The sequence below is a fragment of the Pseudomonas peli genome, from assembly GCF_050563605.1.
Lineage (GTDB): Bacteria > Pseudomonadota > Gammaproteobacteria > Pseudomonadales > Pseudomonadaceae > Aquipseudomonas > Aquipseudomonas peli_A.
In genome coordinates this window covers 67,335-83,447 of the sequence record NZ_JBNXUH010000002.1, presented here as the reverse complement: position 1 = coordinate 83,447, position 16,113 = coordinate 67,335, and the positions used below count along the sequence as shown (strand labels likewise).

The 16,113-nt window shown below is 60.2% G+C and carries 13 protein-coding genes and 1 pseudogene; 7 read left to right on the top strand and 7 right to left on the bottom strand.

Annotation, left to right across the window (positions count from 1 at the left end):
- The first annotated feature begins 140 nt into the window (after window positions 1-140).
- The 4 genes from ACQ4LH_RS02695 to ACQ4LH_RS02680 all read left to right on the top strand — a co-directional run bounded on the left by ACQ4LH_RS02695 (window position 141) and on the right by ACQ4LH_RS02680 (window position 5,283).
- Complete coding sequence (locus tag ACQ4LH_RS02695) at window positions 141-1,736, top strand: isocitrate lyase (RefSeq protein WP_430695809.1); 1,596 nt, start codon at window positions 141-143, stop codon at window positions 1,734-1,736.
- A 268-nt stretch (window positions 1,737-2,004) separates the two neighbouring features.
- Window positions 2,005-4,005: a PhoX family protein gene (locus tag ACQ4LH_RS02690; protein ID WP_430695808.1), complete on the top strand. Its 2,001-nt coding sequence runs from the start codon at window positions 2,005-2,007 to the stop codon at window positions 4,003-4,005.
- Between the two features lie 91 nt (window positions 4,006-4,096).
- The gene (locus ACQ4LH_RS02685; RefSeq protein WP_430695807.1) at window positions 4,097-4,585 is read left to right on the top strand and encodes a DUF4442 domain-containing protein; all 489 of its coding nucleotides are present in this window, start codon (window positions 4,097-4,099) and stop codon (window positions 4,583-4,585) included.
- A 59-nt stretch (window positions 4,586-4,644) separates the two neighbouring features.
- The gene (locus ACQ4LH_RS02680) at window positions 4,645-5,283 is read left to right on the top strand and encodes a hypothetical protein (protein ID WP_430695806.1); all 639 of its coding nucleotides are present in this window, start codon (window positions 4,645-4,647) and stop codon (window positions 5,281-5,283) included.
- Between the two features lie 37 nt (window positions 5,284-5,320).
- On the opposite strand, the gene ACQ4LH_RS02675 is transcribed toward ACQ4LH_RS02680, so the two are convergent.
- The 3 genes from ACQ4LH_RS02675 to ACQ4LH_RS02665 form a co-directional block, all read right to left on the bottom strand.
- Window positions 5,321-6,715 (bottom strand): pectin acetylesterase-family hydrolase, encoded by a 1,395-nt coding sequence (locus ACQ4LH_RS02675; RefSeq protein WP_430695805.1) that lies wholly within the window; start codon window positions 6,713-6,715, stop codon window positions 5,321-5,323.
- A gap of 361 nt (window positions 6,716-7,076) precedes the next feature.
- Window positions 7,077-8,759, bottom strand: a complete 1,683-nt coding sequence (locus ACQ4LH_RS02670; protein ID WP_430695804.1) for a methyl-accepting chemotaxis protein — start codon at window positions 8,757-8,759, stop codon at window positions 7,077-7,079.
- A 119-nt stretch (window positions 8,760-8,878) separates the two neighbouring features.
- Window positions 8,879-10,198: a Na+/H+ antiporter family protein gene (locus ACQ4LH_RS02665; protein ID WP_430695803.1), complete on the bottom strand. Its 1,320-nt coding sequence runs from the start codon at window positions 10,196-10,198 to the stop codon at window positions 8,879-8,881.
- Window positions 10,199-10,475: 277 nt separating this feature from the next.
- Here ACQ4LH_RS02665 and ACQ4LH_RS02660 point away from each other — a divergent pair.
- The 3 genes and pseudogenes from ACQ4LH_RS02660 to ACQ4LH_RS02650 form a co-directional block, all read left to right on the top strand.
- A pseudogene (locus tag ACQ4LH_RS02660) lies at window positions 10,476-11,762 on the top strand (HAMP domain-containing protein); the annotation flags it as partial.
- A gap of 102 nt (window positions 11,763-11,864) precedes the next feature.
- Window positions 11,865-12,620 carry a methyl-accepting chemotaxis protein gene (locus ACQ4LH_RS02655; RefSeq protein ID WP_430696134.1) on the top strand — a complete coding sequence of 252 codons (756 nt, stop codon included), beginning with the start codon at window positions 11,865-11,867 and terminating at the stop codon, window positions 12,618-12,620.
- A gap of 115 nt (window positions 12,621-12,735) precedes the next feature.
- The gene (locus ACQ4LH_RS02650; protein ID WP_430695802.1) at window positions 12,736-13,332 is read left to right on the top strand and encodes an NADPH-dependent FMN reductase; all 597 of its coding nucleotides are present in this window, start codon (window positions 12,736-12,738) and stop codon (window positions 13,330-13,332) included.
- Between the two features lie 26 nt (window positions 13,333-13,358).
- Here the strand turns inward: ACQ4LH_RS02650 and ACQ4LH_RS02645 are convergent, their stop codons facing one another.
- From ACQ4LH_RS02645 to ACQ4LH_RS02630, 4 genes are read right to left on the bottom strand one after another with little or no spacing between them, the layout of a single operon-like run.
- Entirely contained in the window at window positions 13,359-14,678 is a 1,320-nt protein-coding gene (locus ACQ4LH_RS02645) for a sensor histidine kinase (protein WP_430695801.1), read from the bottom strand.
- Window positions 14,675-15,343 (bottom strand): response regulator transcription factor, encoded by a 669-nt coding sequence (locus tag ACQ4LH_RS02640; RefSeq protein WP_430695800.1) that lies wholly within the window; start codon window positions 15,341-15,343, stop codon window positions 14,675-14,677. Before ACQ4LH_RS02640 ends, ACQ4LH_RS02645 begins: the two co-directional genes overlap by 4 nt.
- Window positions 15,344-15,661, bottom strand: coding sequence for a PepSY domain-containing protein (locus tag ACQ4LH_RS02635; RefSeq protein WP_430695799.1), 318 nt, complete (start codon window positions 15,659-15,661; stop codon window positions 15,344-15,346). It lies immediately after the preceding gene.
- Window positions 15,661-15,969 (bottom strand): PepSY domain-containing protein, encoded by a 309-nt coding sequence (locus tag ACQ4LH_RS02630; protein ID WP_090253626.1) that lies wholly within the window; start codon window positions 15,967-15,969, stop codon window positions 15,661-15,663. Before ACQ4LH_RS02630 ends, ACQ4LH_RS02635 begins: the two co-directional genes overlap by 1 nt.
- Window positions 15,970-16,113: the final 144 nt, after the last annotated feature.

Genomic DNA, 16,113 nt, shown 5'->3' with positions numbered 1-16,113 from the left:
CTCGTCACCCTCCTCCCGGATCAATTCCGTCTCAAGTCGATGTCTCGGCGTTCTGCAGTTGGCTACAACAACCTCCAGCAACACAGGTGTTCAGTGGGGAAGTCGGTGCTCAACCAAACACATACTTTGAAGGATTGACCATGTCAGCTTATCAAAACGACATCAAAGCCGTTGCCGCCCTTAAAGCCGCCGCAGGCAGCAGCTGGAGCGCTATCGACCCTGAGTCCGTGGCCCGCATGCGCGCCCAGAACCGCTTCAAAACCGGTCTGGAAATCGCTCAGTACACTGCCGACATCATGCGCAAAGACATGGCTGAGTACGATGCTGACTCCTCCGTCTACACCCAGTCCCTGGGCTGCTGGCATGGTTTCATCGGTCAGCAGAAGCTGATTTCGATCAAGAAGCACCTGAAGACCACCAACAAGCGTTACCTCTACCTGTCGGGCTGGATGGTTGCTGCTCTGCGTTCGGATTTCGGTCCGCTGCCGGATCAGTCCATGCACGAGAAAACCTCGGTTTCCGGCCTGATCGAAGAGCTGTACACCTTCCTGCGCCAGGCTGACGCCCGTGAGCTGGACCTGCTGTTCACCGCTCTGGACGCTGCCCGCGCTGCTGGCGACAACGCCAAAGCTGCTGACCTGCAGAACCAGATCGACAACTACGAAACTCACGTAGTGCCGATCATCGCCGACATCGACGCTGGTTTCGGTAACCCGGAAGCCACCTACCTGCTGGCTAAGAAGATGATCGAAGCGGGTGCTTGCTGCATCCAGATCGAAAACCAGGTTTCCGATGAGAAGCAGTGCGGCCACCAGGACGGTAAAGTAACCGTTCCTCACGCCGACTTCCTGGCCAAGATCAACGCTGTTCGCTACGCATTCCTCGAGCTGGGCATCGACAACGGTGTGATCGTTGCGCGTACCGACTCCCTGGGTGCTGGCCTGACCAAGCAGATAGCTGTTACCAACGAGCCGGGCGACCTGGGCGACCAGTACAACTCCTTCCTGGATTGCGAAGAAGTGTCCCCTGCCGATCTGAAGAACGGCGACGTGGTTCTGAACCGCGAAGGCAAGCTGCTGCGTCCTAAGCGTCTGCCGTCCAACCTGTTCCAGTTCCGTGCTGGCACCGGTGAAGCGCGCTGCGTACTGGACAGCATCACCTCGCTGCAGAACGGCGCTGACATGCTGTGGATCGAAACCGAGAAGCCACACGTCGGCCAGATCGCAGAAATGGTTAACGAAATCCGTAAAACCATCCCGAACGCCAAGCTGGTTTACAACAACAGCCCATCGTTCAACTGGACCCTGAACTTCCGTCAGCAGGTATTCGATGCCTTTGTTGCTGAAGGCAAGGACGTTTCCGCCTACGACCGCACCAAGCTGATGAGCGTCGACTACGACGAAACCGAGCTGGCTCAGGTTGCTGACGAGAAGATCCGTACCTTCCAGCGTGATGGTTCTGCTCAGGCTGGTATCTTCCACCACCTGATCACTCTGCCGACCTACCACACCGCCGCGCTGTCCACCGACAACCTGGCCAAAGGTTACTTCGCAGAGCAAGGCATGCTGGCTTACGTGAAAGGCGTTCAGCGCCAGGAGATCCGTCAAGGTATCGCCTGCGTTAAGCACCAGAACATGTCCGGTTCCGACATCGGCGACGCTCACAAAGAGTACTTCGCTGGTGAAGCGGCCCTGAAAGCCGGCGGCAAAGACAACACCATGAACCAGTTCAGCTAAGAACCGGCTCACTCAACCGAGGCCACGATCAAGGTTGAGGGTGTTAAGAAAATCCCAGCAGAGATGCTGGGATTTTTTTATGGCCTGCCATCCATGGCGGCCACCCTTCTGGCCGTCGCTGTGCGACGTTAAAAATGGCTCCCGGCCATTTTTTTGCCCGCGATTCGCCCTTCTTCCGGTTTTGTGCGCTTTCGCACAACCGCTGTCATGTTTACGTCAATTTCATTGGATAGCGTCAGGCACCCGTCGATTAATCCAAGGAGCCTGCATGAGCCACGATAATGACAACTCAGTGCTGTTCGGCAATGGCGATGAATTGCCCAGCAACGCGTCCAGCAACCCGCATATCAATCAGCTGATCGACGGCGTCGGCCGTCGACAAGTGCTGGCCGCCGGTGCCGCGCTCGGCACCCTGGCGTTTCTCGGCAGTGTTATGCCTGGCGCCGCGGTGGCAGCAGAGCCAGCCGCCAAAGGTCTGGAAAAACTGCGTTTTAAACCGCGCAGCAAACTGCCCTTCACGGCTATTGCGACCAACCGTTTAGACAACATCAGCGTACCGAGCGGTTACCGCGCCACGACCTTTATCCCCTGGGGCACACCGATCACCGGCAACTACCCGGCTTACCTGAGCGATGGCAGCAACAGCGCCCAGGATCAGGCCGAGCAACTGGGCATGCACCATGACGGCATGCATTTCTTCCCGATTGACGCACAGCGCGGCGGCAAGAAAAGCGATCACGGCTTGCTGGTGCTCAACCACGAATACGTCGACGCGCCGCTGCTGCACCCCAATGGCCCGACCCTGGTGGCCGGCAAACGCAGCAGCGCCGAAGAAGTGCGCAAGGAAATCAACGCCCACGGCGTTTCCGTGGTGGAAGTACGCCGTGGCCTGAATGGCGAATGGGCGGTATTACCGAGCGCTAGAAACCGCCGGATTACCGGGGCCACGCCCATGCAGATCAGCGGTCCCGCGCGCGGCCATGTGTTGTTGAAAACCCGCTACAGCCCGAAAGGCACGGCCACTCGCGGCACCCTGAACAATTGCTCCCACGGTTTCACGCCATGGGGCACTTACCTGACCTGCGAAGAAAACTGGGCTGGCTACTTTGCCAGCCGCGATACCGACCTGCCGCGCGAGCTGAGCCGCTATGGCCTGCGCAGCAGCAGCCGCTACGGCTGGGATCACCTCAAGGGTGATGAGTTCGAGCGCTTCGATGCCACGCGTATCACCACCACTGCCAGCGCGGACTATCGCAACGAGCCGAACCACTTTGGCTGGATCGTCGAAATCGATCCGTTCGCGCCGGAGTCCGTCCCCGTCAAGCGCACGGCCCTCGGCCGCTTTGCCCACGAAGGCCTGGTGTTCGCTCCGGTTAAGTCGGGCCGTCCAGTGGTGTGCTACTCCGGCGACGACTCGCAGAACGAGTACATCTACAAATACGTCAGCCGCGACAAATACCGGCCAGGGCGCAGCAATGGCCGGCTGCTGGACGAAGGCACGCTGTATGTCGCGCGCTTTGATAACAGCGGCAAGGGTGAATGGCTCGCGCTGGATATCAACGACAAGAAGTTCCAGAAAGCCTGCAAGGCTGCCGGGGTGAGCTTTGCCGACCAGGGTGAGGTGTTGATCAATACCCGTCTGGCGGCTGACGTGGTGGGCGCCACCAAGATGGACCGTCCGGAATGGGGCGCAGTCAATCCGGACAACGGCGAGGTGTACTTCACCCTGACCAACAACAGTGCCCGGACCAGCCCCGATGCTGCCAATCCGCGCCCGGCTAACGCGTTCGGCCATATCATCCGCTGGCGTGAGCTGAGCAAGGATTACGCCGGCCGCCAGTTTGCCTGGAGCCTGTTTATGCTGGCCGGGCCGGAGACCGACAGCATCGGCCCGAATGGCAAACCGCTGACGGCTGATAACCGCCTGGCCAGCCCCGACGGGCTGTGGTTCGACGAGGAAGGCCGTCTGTGGATTCAGACCGACATGAGCGGCAGCCAGCTAAGCAGTGGTCCGTTCGGCAACAACCAGATGCTGGTTGCCGAACCGCGCACCGGTGAGCTAAAGCGGTTCCTGGTGGGGCCTGTGGGCGCCGAGGTAACTGGCATTACCGCCACCCCGGACTTCCGCACCCTGTTCGTCAATATCCAGCACCCGGGTGAAGGCTCAACGGCGACCAACCTGCTCAGCACCTGGCCCGATGGCCCCGGTCAGCGCCCCCGCTCGGCCACCGTGATCATCACCCGCGAAGACGGCCGTCGGTTGCTCTAATCGACCGGTAATCATGTGACCGGTCAGCCCTGGCCGGTCACATTTCGCTGTGACAGACTCATGCCCTTCCCTTTGCGCAAAGAGCATCAGCATGTCCAGCAACCGCTTGAGCCGTATCGTCGGCAAAATCCAGCAACTTCCCACGGCCCTGCAAAGCCCGGCGCTGTCGCTGCTGTTTGGCTCCCAGGTGAAGTTCGCCGGCACCGCCAAGGTACGCGTGCATACGCTGACCCAACAGCAGGCGGTGATGAGCATCGCCAACACGCGCAAGGTGCAAAACCACATCAAAGGCGTGCATGCCGCCGCCATGGCGCTGCTGGCTGAGTCCGCCACGGGCTTTCTGGTCGGCATGAACGTGCCGGATGACAAACTGCCGCTGATCAAAAGCCTCAAGGTCGACTTTCTCAAGCGCGCCACCGGCAGCCTGCGTGCCGTGGCAAGCCTGACACCCGAGCAGATTCAAGCCATCCACACCCAGGAAAAAGGCGAAGTGCTGGTTGCCGTGACCGTGACTGATGAAGCCGGTATCCAGCCGATCCAGTGCGAAATGCTTTGGGCTTGGGTGAGTAAGAAGCGCTGAGTGCAGACTGGACTAAGCTGAAAACGCCGCACTGTGCGGCGTCATTCAGGAGATAGCCGGTGCAGGGAAAACCTCTTCTAGTCGGTGGTGGGCTGGTGCTGATTGCCGTGCTCGGCACCCTCTACTGGCGTCTGCACAGCGAGCCGCAAATGGCCACGCTGCCCATTCAGACCGAAAGCCCAGCAAGCATGCTCACGGGCGATAACCCAGCAACGCCGATGCCCACAGAGGCGCAGCTGCAAGAGCTGTTGAAGAACCCCGCGGTAAAAAACCAGGAACAACGCCTGGCGTTCCATCAGGCCTACCGCAGCTTTGTCAGCGGCGCCGCCGAGCTGTCACCCGCGCAACGTGAAAGCCAGGCGCAGGCCTTGCGTGAGCAGATCGAGACTTACGAACAGCGCAGTGAACTGGCCATGAGCGAGTCGCTGTTACTGCAACTGGGCCTGATTCAGCTCACCACTGGCGATGAACAAGCGCAGAAAGATCAGGCCGCCGCATTGGTCGCCCGCTACAAGGCGATTAGCGCCGAGCGCGAAGCCAAGGCTGCGACGCCCAGCGCCGAGTTTCGTCGTTACAAGACTGATGAGAAGCGCATCGTTGAGGAAGTCCTGAGCATGGACAGCTTTCCCGATGGTTTGAGCCGCGATGAGTACCTGCGCCAACGCCTGCAGCAGGCGCGCGAACAGCACTATCAATAACCCGACCTGAGCAGGCTGCTCAGGTCGGGCGATAACGTTACAGCAGTTGGTCGAGCGCGTAGTACAGCAAGTTGAAGGGTTTGTTGCGGTCAGCAGTATCGCTCTGCTCAGAGGCATCCAGTACTGGGCCGCTGCCATTCATCACGTTATTGACGAAGTCATCCAGCTGCAGGTTCTGCTCCTGAATATCCGCGTTGGCAAACTCGATGATGCTGGTGCAGTGGCTTTCATTGACCGCGCGGTACTGCGGGAAGTAACCACCGACATTCGACAGGTTGGCCAGCTCGTTACGCAGCCTGCCGGTATCCACATCCCACTTGGCGTGAATCAGCGCCTCCTTGGCGGCCTGGTTCGGCGCATTGATGATCTCCGGGTAGAAGCGCTCATAGGAATAGGAGGAGTAGTTCAGGTCCTTCCAGAAGTGCGTGTGGCCCATGCGATCAGCGCTCAGGTTGCTCGACAACGCAGGATAAATGCTGCCCAGGTTATTCAGGTTAAGCCCCGGCAAACGCGACTGCAGGTACGGCAACGGTCCGGCGTCCAGGCCCCAGGCATTGCGGATAAAGCCCTGCAAAGGCAAGGACGGATAGGCCTCGTTGCCACCGCCACTGATGGCCGAGAACACTGGGCCGGAGTCATTGATCAGAAAGCTGCGCGTCGGCGCGATGTCCTGCCGGGTTGGTGCATAGTTGGTCAGACTGCCTGCACCGCCGGCGCTGCAACCGGTGGTCAGCATCTGCGTCGGGCGCGGCAGGTTGTCTTTCAGCCAGCCCACTACTGCACGCATGTTGCGCAAGCCGTTGTGGTGCCAGATCAGCGGCGCCTGCTGGCTTTGCGGGTCTTGATAGACCGCGACCTTGTCGCCGGAGTAGATGTCGCCGGTGCAATACGGCACATAGACCATGTTCCAGTTCTGGGTTTTTACCCGCGTCCAGGGATGCAAGCGCACCACGAAGGGGCTGACCAGACTGGCCCCCGGGTTGAGCAGGCTCATGTAGTCATTGGGAATGCCGTCGGGGTTGCGTGCCCCGCGAATGCCACTCTGGCCGGTGCAACTGGCGTAGTCCCAACAGGCCCCGCCGCCCTCCAGGTAGATGATGGTGTTGCGGGTATTGGGTACGCGGTTGACGAAGAACTTGTACGGCGAACCGTTGCCACACACGGCGCCGGTTTGCGGGGCCATCTGCACGGTTTGCCAGGCGTAGTAATTGGCCGGTTTGAAGCCGCTGTTAAAGCCGCCCGGGTTGGCCAGCAACGGGTACGGCCCGAGACGTTGCGCCGGGGTGACCTTGTTATCCGCCGCCGGTGCCACTACCAGATTGCTCAGGGTTTGCCAGAAGTTGTAATCGCCCTCCTCGGCCTGCACTGGCATGGCCAGGGCCGAAACTATCAGCGGCGCGGCACAGCGCCGAAGTGATATCGCTACAGACATGGTGAGTCCCTCATCTTGTTGTTATCGATGGGTCCACATACCCGAGCCGTTGTACGAATCCCCTCCAGCTGTCACCCGAAATCAGCCCATCACCCACTGGAGACTGCTCATACACCGCGCCGAAGCAGCAGTAACTGCGCGCACCCAAACGTGTCGCCGCTGCTCGACATTCAAGCCAGCCTGGCGATTCGTGCACGTTAGTCCAAGAAACTCCTGCTAACCACAGGGCTACATACTTATTGGATATAGCGCAGCGGGTTTTAAGCTGCGGCAGTTATCTGCCGGCGCGTTATTTCTGCAGTGGTATGGCGCAATAAAAAAGGGAAGCTTGGCTTCCCTTTCAATGTGGCGGCGTCAGGTGCTAGATGCGGAACTGACGCACCAGTGCGCCCAGGCGCTCGCCCAGCCCGGCCAGGTTGCGCGCGGTCTGTGCGCCCTGCTGGGTTTCGTCGGCCACGCTGTCTACCGCCACGGCAATCTTGTGCACGCTGCGGTTGATCTCTTCGGCCACGGCAGTTTGCTCTTCGGCGGCGCTGGCGATCTGCGCGTTCATCGCGTTGATGGTGCCGATCAGCTGCGCGATGGCATCCAGCGAGGTACCGGCGCGGTTGGCCTGCTCGCTGGTGACATCGCCGGCATCACTGGAGCGGCGCATCGCGGTCACCGCATCCTGGGTGCCTTTCTGCAGGCGGTCGATCATGCCCTGAATTTCCTGGGTGCTTTGCTGCGTACGGCTAGCCAGCGCCCGCACTTCATCGGCCACCACGGCAAAGCCACGCCCCGCTTCACCGGCCCGCGCCGCCTCGATGGCGGCGTTGAGTGCGAGCAGGTTGGTCTGTTCGGCAATCGAGCGAATCACATCGAGCACGCTGACAATCGACGACACGTCTTTCTGCAGAGTGTCGAGGGACACGCCGCTGTCGCGGATGTCCTGCACCAGGGTGTGAATGCGCTCGATGCTGCCATCGACCACCTTTTTTGCTGCCTGGCCTTCGGTGTCGGTTTTCTGCGCAGCCTCTGCCGCACCCTGGGCGCTTTGCGCGACTTCATGGGCAGCGGCGGACATTTCGTTGATTGCGGTCGCCACCTGATCGGTCTCATGGCGCTGCCGCTCCATGGCCTCTTCAGAACGCTGCGCCTGGGTCGATACCTGGCCAACCAGCTCGGTCAGTTGGCCAGTCATGTCGACGATCTGCCGCACCAGGCCGTGGATCTTCTCGACAAAGCGGTTGAACGAACCCGCCAGCTGGCCAAGCTCATCATCACCATTGATCGGCAGGCGGCGAGTCAGGTCGCCTTCACCGGCGGCGATGTCATCGAGGTTGTCTTTGATCTGCTGCAGCGGGCGCAGGAAGGTATTGCTCAACACCACACCGACAATGCCGAAGATCACCAGCAGCACGGCAGCAATCACCATGATGCTGGTGATGATGGTGATGATGCGCTCGTCGATTTCAACTTGTACCTGGGCGATCTGCGCTTCAACGCCATCAAGGTTGATCGCAGTGCCCAGGGCCATGTCCCATTTCGGCAGGTAGTAGCTGTAGGCCATTTTCGGCACCAGCACCGAATCATCAGTCGGCAGTGGCGAGCTGTAATTGACGTAGTAGCTGTTGTTCTTGGCGACATTTACCAGTTCACGGTTGATATACACGCCGTTCGGGTCGCGGCGATCGGCCAGGCTTTTGCCCACATCCACCGGGCTGTCGCCGCGGAACAGGCGCACCACATTGGAATCGTGACCGAAGAAGTAGCCGTCCTTGCCGAACTTGATCTTCGACAGAATCGCAACGGCCTGCTCACGACTGGCCATATCGCCTTGTGCGGCGCCGTCGTACAGCGTCTGCACCGAACCCAGGGCAATCTGCACGTAATGCTGCAGTTCGTTGCGGCTTTCCTGCAGCAGGCGTTCGCGGGTTTCTTCAACCTCCTGGGCCGCCAGGTTCTGCAGTACTTTGGCTGCAGCGCCACTGAGCACCAGGGCAAACAGCACCACCGGAATCAGTGCCAGCAGCACGACTTTTGACTTCAATGTAAGACGCATCGGGCAGGTCCTTGCTAAGCGATACAGCGGAATAAAAACGGGGCTACCGGTTTATCGGTAGCCCCGCTGAAAGGTTGAACCGTCTGGCGCTGGAGCGCGTCAGGCGAACAATGCCCCGGTTAAATCACCATAGCTGCTGCCCAACCGAATACCAGCAGCGGCAGGTTGTAGTGCAGGAAGGTCGGCACCACGCTGTCCCAGATGTGATTGTGCTGGCCATCGACGTTAAGCCCGGCAGTTGGCCCAAGGGTCGAATCGGAGGCTGGCGAGCCGGCATCACCCAGCGCGCCGGCAGTGCCGACGATGCACAGAATGGCCAGCGGGCTGAAGCCGAGCTGCAAACCCAGCGGCACGAAAATCGCCGCAATGATTGGCACAGTGGAGAACGATGAGCCGATGCCCATGGTCACCAGCAGACCGACCAGCAGCATCAGCAGCGCACCCAGCGCCTTGTCGTGGCCGATCAGTTCAGCAGAGCTGTCGACCAGGCTTTTCACTTCGCCGGTGGCCTTCATCACTTCGGCAAAACCGGCGGCGGCGATCATGATAAAGCCGATCATCGCCATCATTTTCATGCCTTCGGTAAACAGGCCATCGGCCTCTTTCCAGCGCACTACGCCAGACACCGAGAAAATGATAAAGCCGACCAGGGCGCCGATGATCATTGAGTCCAGCCACAGCTGCACGACAAACGCCGCGACAATCGCCACGCCCGCCACCAGCAGGCTCAATGGGTTGTAGGCAACATCCACGCGCTCGGCCTGCTCGATCTTGCTCAGGTCATACACACGCTTTTTGCGATAGCTGAAGAACACCGCCACCAGCAAGCCAAACAGCATACCCAGTGCCGGGATCGCCATGGCTTTGGTCACGTCCAAGCCGCTGGTGTCGACGCCGCCACTGGCAACATTGGCCAGCAGAATGTCATTGAGGAAGATTCCGCCAAAACCCACCGGCAGAAACATGTACGGAGTAATCAGGCCGAAGGTCAGCACGCAGGCGATCAAGCGGCGATCGAGCTGCAGCTTGCTCAGCACATACAGCAGCGGCGGCACCAGCAGCGGGATAAAAGCAATGTGAATCGGCAGGATGTTCTGCGAGGAAATCGCCACCACCAGCAGCAGACCGATCAGCAGCCACTTGAGCAGACCGGCGCCTTTGGCGTCCTGTTTGCCAACCATGGCCAGGGCTTTGTCAGCCAAGGCGTGGGCCAGACCGGATTTGGCAATCGCCACGGCGAATGCACCGAGCAAGGCGTAGGACAGGGCCACTGTCGCCCCGCCGCCCAGGCCTTTATTGAATGCCGCCAGCGAGCCTTCAATACCCAGGCCACCAAGCAGGCCGCCTGCCAATGCGCCGACGATCAGGGCCACCACCACATGCACACGGCACAAGCTGAGAATCAGCATGATCCCCACTGCCGCAACGACTGCGTTCATCGATTTACTCCCGCCATTAAGTAGGTCCGCGAAGGTTTTGACCTTCTCTGGATGCTGCGCCGGTTCGGCGAAGGGCGCGTACTCTGCACAATGCTGACCAAGCTGTCAAAACACCCGTAAATTATTCTGTACAAGGCGTTGCTAATTTCGATTACCCTGCGACTTTAAGGGCGCTACTGGCCTGCAATTTGCTCTGCTTTACTTAACGTGAAACTTAAAGAAAAGCGCCTAAGCGCCGATAGGCGCTCTAAGCCACTGCCATATAAAGGTCCTGATAATGCTGTTCAGCCGACTCTCTATCCAGTTGAAGATCACCCTACTGGCAGGCCTGTGCTTGCTGGCCATTGTTGCCGTGCTGGTTTCGGCCTCGGTCATTCAGGCCTCGCGCAGCGCTAGCCTGGTCAAGCAGGCCAGTTCGGCGATGCTGCAGGAGTCCGCGCAGTTGCGTATGTCGGCGCGCGGCGAATCTCAGGCGTTGCAGATGCAGCGCTACTTTATGGACGCCTATCAATACGGGCGTGGCGCAGCCACCCAGGTGCTGTTTATCCGTGAGCAGGCGGAAAAGCGCTTTCTCGATGCCTTCGACCTGCGCGAAGACCTGACCCGTCAGGTGCGCAGCGCGCTGGAAGCCAACCGTAGCCTGCTGGGTATTTATGTGGTGTTCGAGCCCAATGCCCTGGACGGCAAGGACGATCTGTTTACCGATCAGGAAAACCTCGGCAGCAACGACAAGGGCCGCTTCTCGATTTACTGGGCACAAGGTGACAACGGCGAACTCAGCGCCGAGGCGATGAAAGAGGCCGACCTGAATGACACCACGCCAGGTATCAGCGGCGCGCCCTATAACGCCTGGTACAGCTGCCCGTTGCAGCAGAAGAAGGTGTGCCTGCTAGACCCTTATATCGACGAAGCTGACGGGGTAAAAACCCTGATGACCAGCATCGCCTTCCCGCTGGAGCAAGGCGGCAAAGTGATCGGCGTGCTCGGCGTGGATATCAGCCTGGCCAGCCTGCAAGAACTCAGCACCAGCGCGCACCAGGGGCTGTTTGATGGCGCCGGGCACGTCAGCATCATCAGCCCTGCGGGCTTGCTTGCCGGCCACAGTCGCGACAGCAGCCTGCTGGGCGGCAAACTGGAAAAAGCCTTCGCAGACCAACACCGCGAAATGACCAGCCTGGTCGCCAGCAACCGCCCGGAAGTCCTGCACCACGACGGTGCACTACAGGTGCTGCAACCGCTGCTGCCGATTCCAGAATCCCAGCCCTGGGGCGTGTTGATGGAGGTGCCGGAGAAAGTCCTGCTGGAGCCGGCCACCCGCCTGGAAACGCAAATGGATGACATGGGCACCCGCAGCACGGCGGTGTCCTTAGGCCTCGGCCTGGCTGCCGGTGTGGTCGGTATTCTGCTGATCTGGCTGACGGCGCTGGGCGTGACCCGGCCGATTCTTGGTGTAGCGGCGATGCTGAAAAATATCGCCAGCGGCGAAGGCGACCTGACCCGCCGCCTGGAATACGCCAAACAGGATGAGCTGGGCGAACTGGCCAGCTGGTTCAACCGCTTCCTCGACAAACTGCAGCCGATCATCGCGGACGTGAAACGCAGCGTGCAGGACGCCCGCAGCACGGCCGATCAGTCCGCGTTGATCGCCAGCCAGACCAGCGATGGCATGCAGCAGCAGTTCCGCGAAGTCGATCAGGTGGCCACTGCATTCCAGGAAATGAGCGCCACCGCGCAGGATGTTGCGCATAACGCCGCCCAGGCCGCCGAAGCTGCGCGTACCGCCGACCAGGCCAGCCGTGAAGGCATGAGTGTGATCGGCAAGACCACCTCGACCATCGAACTGCTGGCCAATGAAATGAACGTGGCCATGCAGGAAGTCGAAGGCCTGGCCAACAGCAGCGAGAAGATCGGTTCGGTACTCGAAGTGATCCGCTCGATCGCCGAGCAAACCAACCTGCTCGCCCTCAACGCTGCCATCGAAGCCGCCCGCGCCGGTGAAGCCGGCCGTGGTTTTGCCGTGGTCGCCGATGAAGTGCGCAACCTGGCCAAGCGCACCCAGGACTCAGTGGAGGAAATTCGCCAGGTAATCGAAGGACTGCAAAGCGGCACCAAGGAAGTGGTCAGCACCATGCACAGCAGCCATCGCCAGGCGCAGGGCAGCGTCGAGCAGGTCGAACAGGCCGTGGCCGTGCTGCGCCGTATCAGTGATGCGGTCAGCGTGATTACCGACATGAATCTGCAAATCGCCAGCGCCGCCGAAGAACAGAGCTCGGTGGCCGAAGAGATCAACCGCAACGTGGCCTCGATCCGTGATGTCACCGAGTCGATTTCCGCTCAGGCAGATGAGTCAGCAAAAATCAGCCAGGGTCTGAACAAACTGGCCAATCACCAGCAGAGTCTAATGGATCAGTTCCGCGTCTAAACGCCGGGCATGGCACCATCGGACCGCCACTCTGGCGGCTGTTTCCTTGTGACGCAGGCTAGCAATCGTTAGCCTGCGTTTTTCATTTCTAACTTATCAATTAACGAGGTGCACGATGCTCAATATCGCTCTGGTGGCCGGTTCCAGCCGCAGCAACAGCCAATCGGGCAAGGTCGCCCGCTTCTTGCGCCAGCGCCTGATTCAGTTGGGCCACACCGATGATGCGCAGAGCAATGTGATTGACCTGGGCCTCGCCCCGCTGCCGCTCTGGCCCGCCGACGACACCGGCCCCTGGGGCCTGTACAGCAAGCAACTGGCAGCCGCCGACGCCGTGGTGATCATCTCCCCGGAGTGGAATGGCATGGCCTGCCCGGCCATCAAGAACTTCTTTATCTACGCCAGCAAGGCCGAGCTGGCGCACAAACCCGGCTTGCTGGTTGGGGTATCTTCCGGGGTGGGCGGGGCTTACCCGATTAGCGAATTACGTGCGTCCAGCTACAAGAACTGCCGCCTCTGCTACCTGCCTGAACATCTGATCGTGCGCAGCGTCGAAAAGGTGCTGAACACCCCAGAGCCAAGCAGCGAGGACGATCAGCGCCTGCATGCGCGTATCGATTACGAGCTGGATATTCTGGTCAAGTACGCGCAGGCCTTGGGCCCGGTACGCGCCAGTATCGATATGAGCAACCCGGCATTTGCCAACGGCATGTAAGCCTTGGGGGGGCGTACCTGATGAACTCAGGTGCGCTTCACCGGCAAGGTAACCGTTACGCGCAGGCCGCCTAGCGGGCTGTCTGCCAGCTGCAGGCGCCCTGCCCAGGCGTCGATGATATCGCGCACGATGCCCAGGCCCAGGCCATGCCCGGCGACTTGCTCATCCAGGCGGCTACCCCGGCTAAGCACTTCGTCGCGCTGCGCGGCGTCGATGCCAGGCCCGTCATCATCAATCAGCAACTGATAGCCGTCACTCTGCAGGCTGATCTGCAGCTGCACCTGGCTGTCGGCCCATTTGCAGGCGTTGTCCAGCAGGTTGCCGAGCAGCTCCAGCAGGTCTTCACGGTCCCAGGGCAAACGCAGCCCAGGCTCGGCCTGCCAGTCCAGTTCCAGGTGGTTGCCATGGATCATCGCCAGGGTCGAGAACAGCTCAGGCAGCTCATTGGCGCAGTCGAAATGCGCCCCCGGCAAGGCCTCGCCGGCCAGTCGTGCGCGACCCAGTTCACGGGCGATACGTTGCTCGATCTGTTGCAGCTGTCCATTGAGGCTTTCGCGCAGTTGCGGCAACTGCTTGAGTTCTTCCCGGGTGGCCAGGCTGACCAGCACCGCCAGTGGCGTTTTTAGCGCATGGCCGAGGTTGCCCAGGGCGTTGCGTGAGCGTTTGAGGATGTCTTCAGTGTGCGCCAGCAAGTGGTTGATCTGCGCCACCAACGGTTCGAGTTCCAGCGGCACTTGCTGGTCCAGCTGACTGCGCTGGCCCTGCTGCAGCTGCATCAGCTGCCGGCGGGTCTGCTCCAGCGGGCGCAACGCGCGGCTGACGATCAGCCGTTGCAGCAACAGAATCAGCACCAGGGCGGTAATGCCCAGGCCGAGGACAATCTTCTGCACCTGGCTGAAGCTGTTGAGTATCGGCCTGTAGTCGCGCGCCACGTGAATCACGATGGGCTGGCCATAACGCTGGTAGTCGGCACGGTATACCAACCACTGCTGGCCTTGCGGCCCGTCGCTCAGCGCGTCCTGCAAACCGACCTCTTCAACCGGACGCAGGTTGCGGTCCCAGAGTGAGCGCGAACGCCAGGTCTGCTCGCCAAGATCGATACGAAAATACAGGCCGGAATACGGCCGCTTGAACGCAGCACTGAGGCGCCGCTCATCCAGTTGCAGGCCGTTAGGGCCACGCACCACCGCGCCCAGCAAGGTCTGGGTTTCATCCTGCAGAGTTGTCTGCAGGTAACTGCGCAGGCTGCGATCAAACAGCCAGAGGCTGCTTTGCGCCAGCAACAGGCCGATAACCAGCAGTACGCTGATCAGCCCCAGGCTCAGACGCCGCTGAATCGACCTCAAGCAGCATCCCCGCTGAAGCGATAACCCTGACCGCGGCGGGTTTCGATGATCTCGCGCCCCAGTTTGCGTCGCAGGTGATTGACGTGAACTTCGATGACATTCGAGTCGCGTTCACTCTCGCCGTCATACAGGTGCTCAGCCAGGTGGCTCTTCGACAGCAACTGCCCGGCATGCAGCATGAAATAGCGCAGCAAGCGGAACTCGGCAGCCGTCAGTTGCACCTCTTCATCATTACGTTTGACTGTTTGCCGGCCTTCATCCAATTGCAAACCCGCGGCTTCCAGTTGTGGCTGGTTGGCCAGGCCATGGGCGCGGCGCAGCAGGGACTGAATGCGCAGCTGCAGCTCTTCCGGGTGAAAGGGTTTGCTCAGATAGTCATCGGCGCCAGCCTTGAGGCCTTCGATACGTTCGGCCCATGAGCCGCGCGCAGTAAGGATCAACACCGGTGTAGTAAGGCCGCCAGCGCGCCATTCCTGCAACACCTCAAGCCCCGGCTTGCCAGGCAAGCCGAGGTCGAGAATGATCAGATCATAGGGTTCGGTCGCGCCTTGGTAGGCAGCATCACGGCCGTCGGCCAACCAGTCCACCGCATAACCCTGGCGGGTCAAACCGGCGAGCAGCTCATCGGCCAGGGGTACATGGTCTTCAACCAGCAGTAGGCGCATTCAGTCTTCCACCTCATCCTTGAGCACTTCGCCGGTGCTGGCGTGCAACTCCAGCTCACGCACGATGCCTTGCTCGGTCACCAGTTCGACTTCGTAAACCAGTATGCCGTCCTCTTCTTCCAGCTCGACTTCCAGGAGAACCGCACCGGGATGAGGCTTCAAGGCCATCTGTAACAACTGCTCAAGGGGCATGATCAGCCCCTCGCGGCGCAGACGTAATGCTTCATCCTGATCCAGGTCACGCGCGCTGCTGCTGAACGTCAGCGTCAGCAGCAGGCAGGCCAGGAATGCGCGGGCAAGCCAAGCAGTGGTGTTCATCAATCGTCTCGTTGGTTCTTCAGAACTTGTGCGTTAGTAGCATCCAGCTCGACGTCCCACTGCACGCCCTGGGCGTCGCGAACTTCAACCTGGTAGATGTAGCGGCCGTACTCTTCTTCCAGCTCGGTGTCTTCGGTCTTGCTGCCTGGGTGCAGCGCCAGCGCTGCAGCGTTGAGTTTTTCGAAGGACTGGATGGTGCCGGCGTCACGCAGTTTCAGCGCTTCGTCCGGGCCCAGATCACGGGCTTGGGCCAAACCGGCAGTCAGGGTCAGGGCAGCAGCGGCAAATACGGCAGTCAGGGTTTTCATGTTCAAGTTCCTTATGGAGTTGGCTTTCGACGGAGTCCAAGTTACTGCACACGACTTAACTCAAGCTGAATTTGCTTAAGGCATTGCTCAAGCACTGATTTATCCAGACCCACGCGCGCATCATTCACGCGCTGAAGTCGCTTG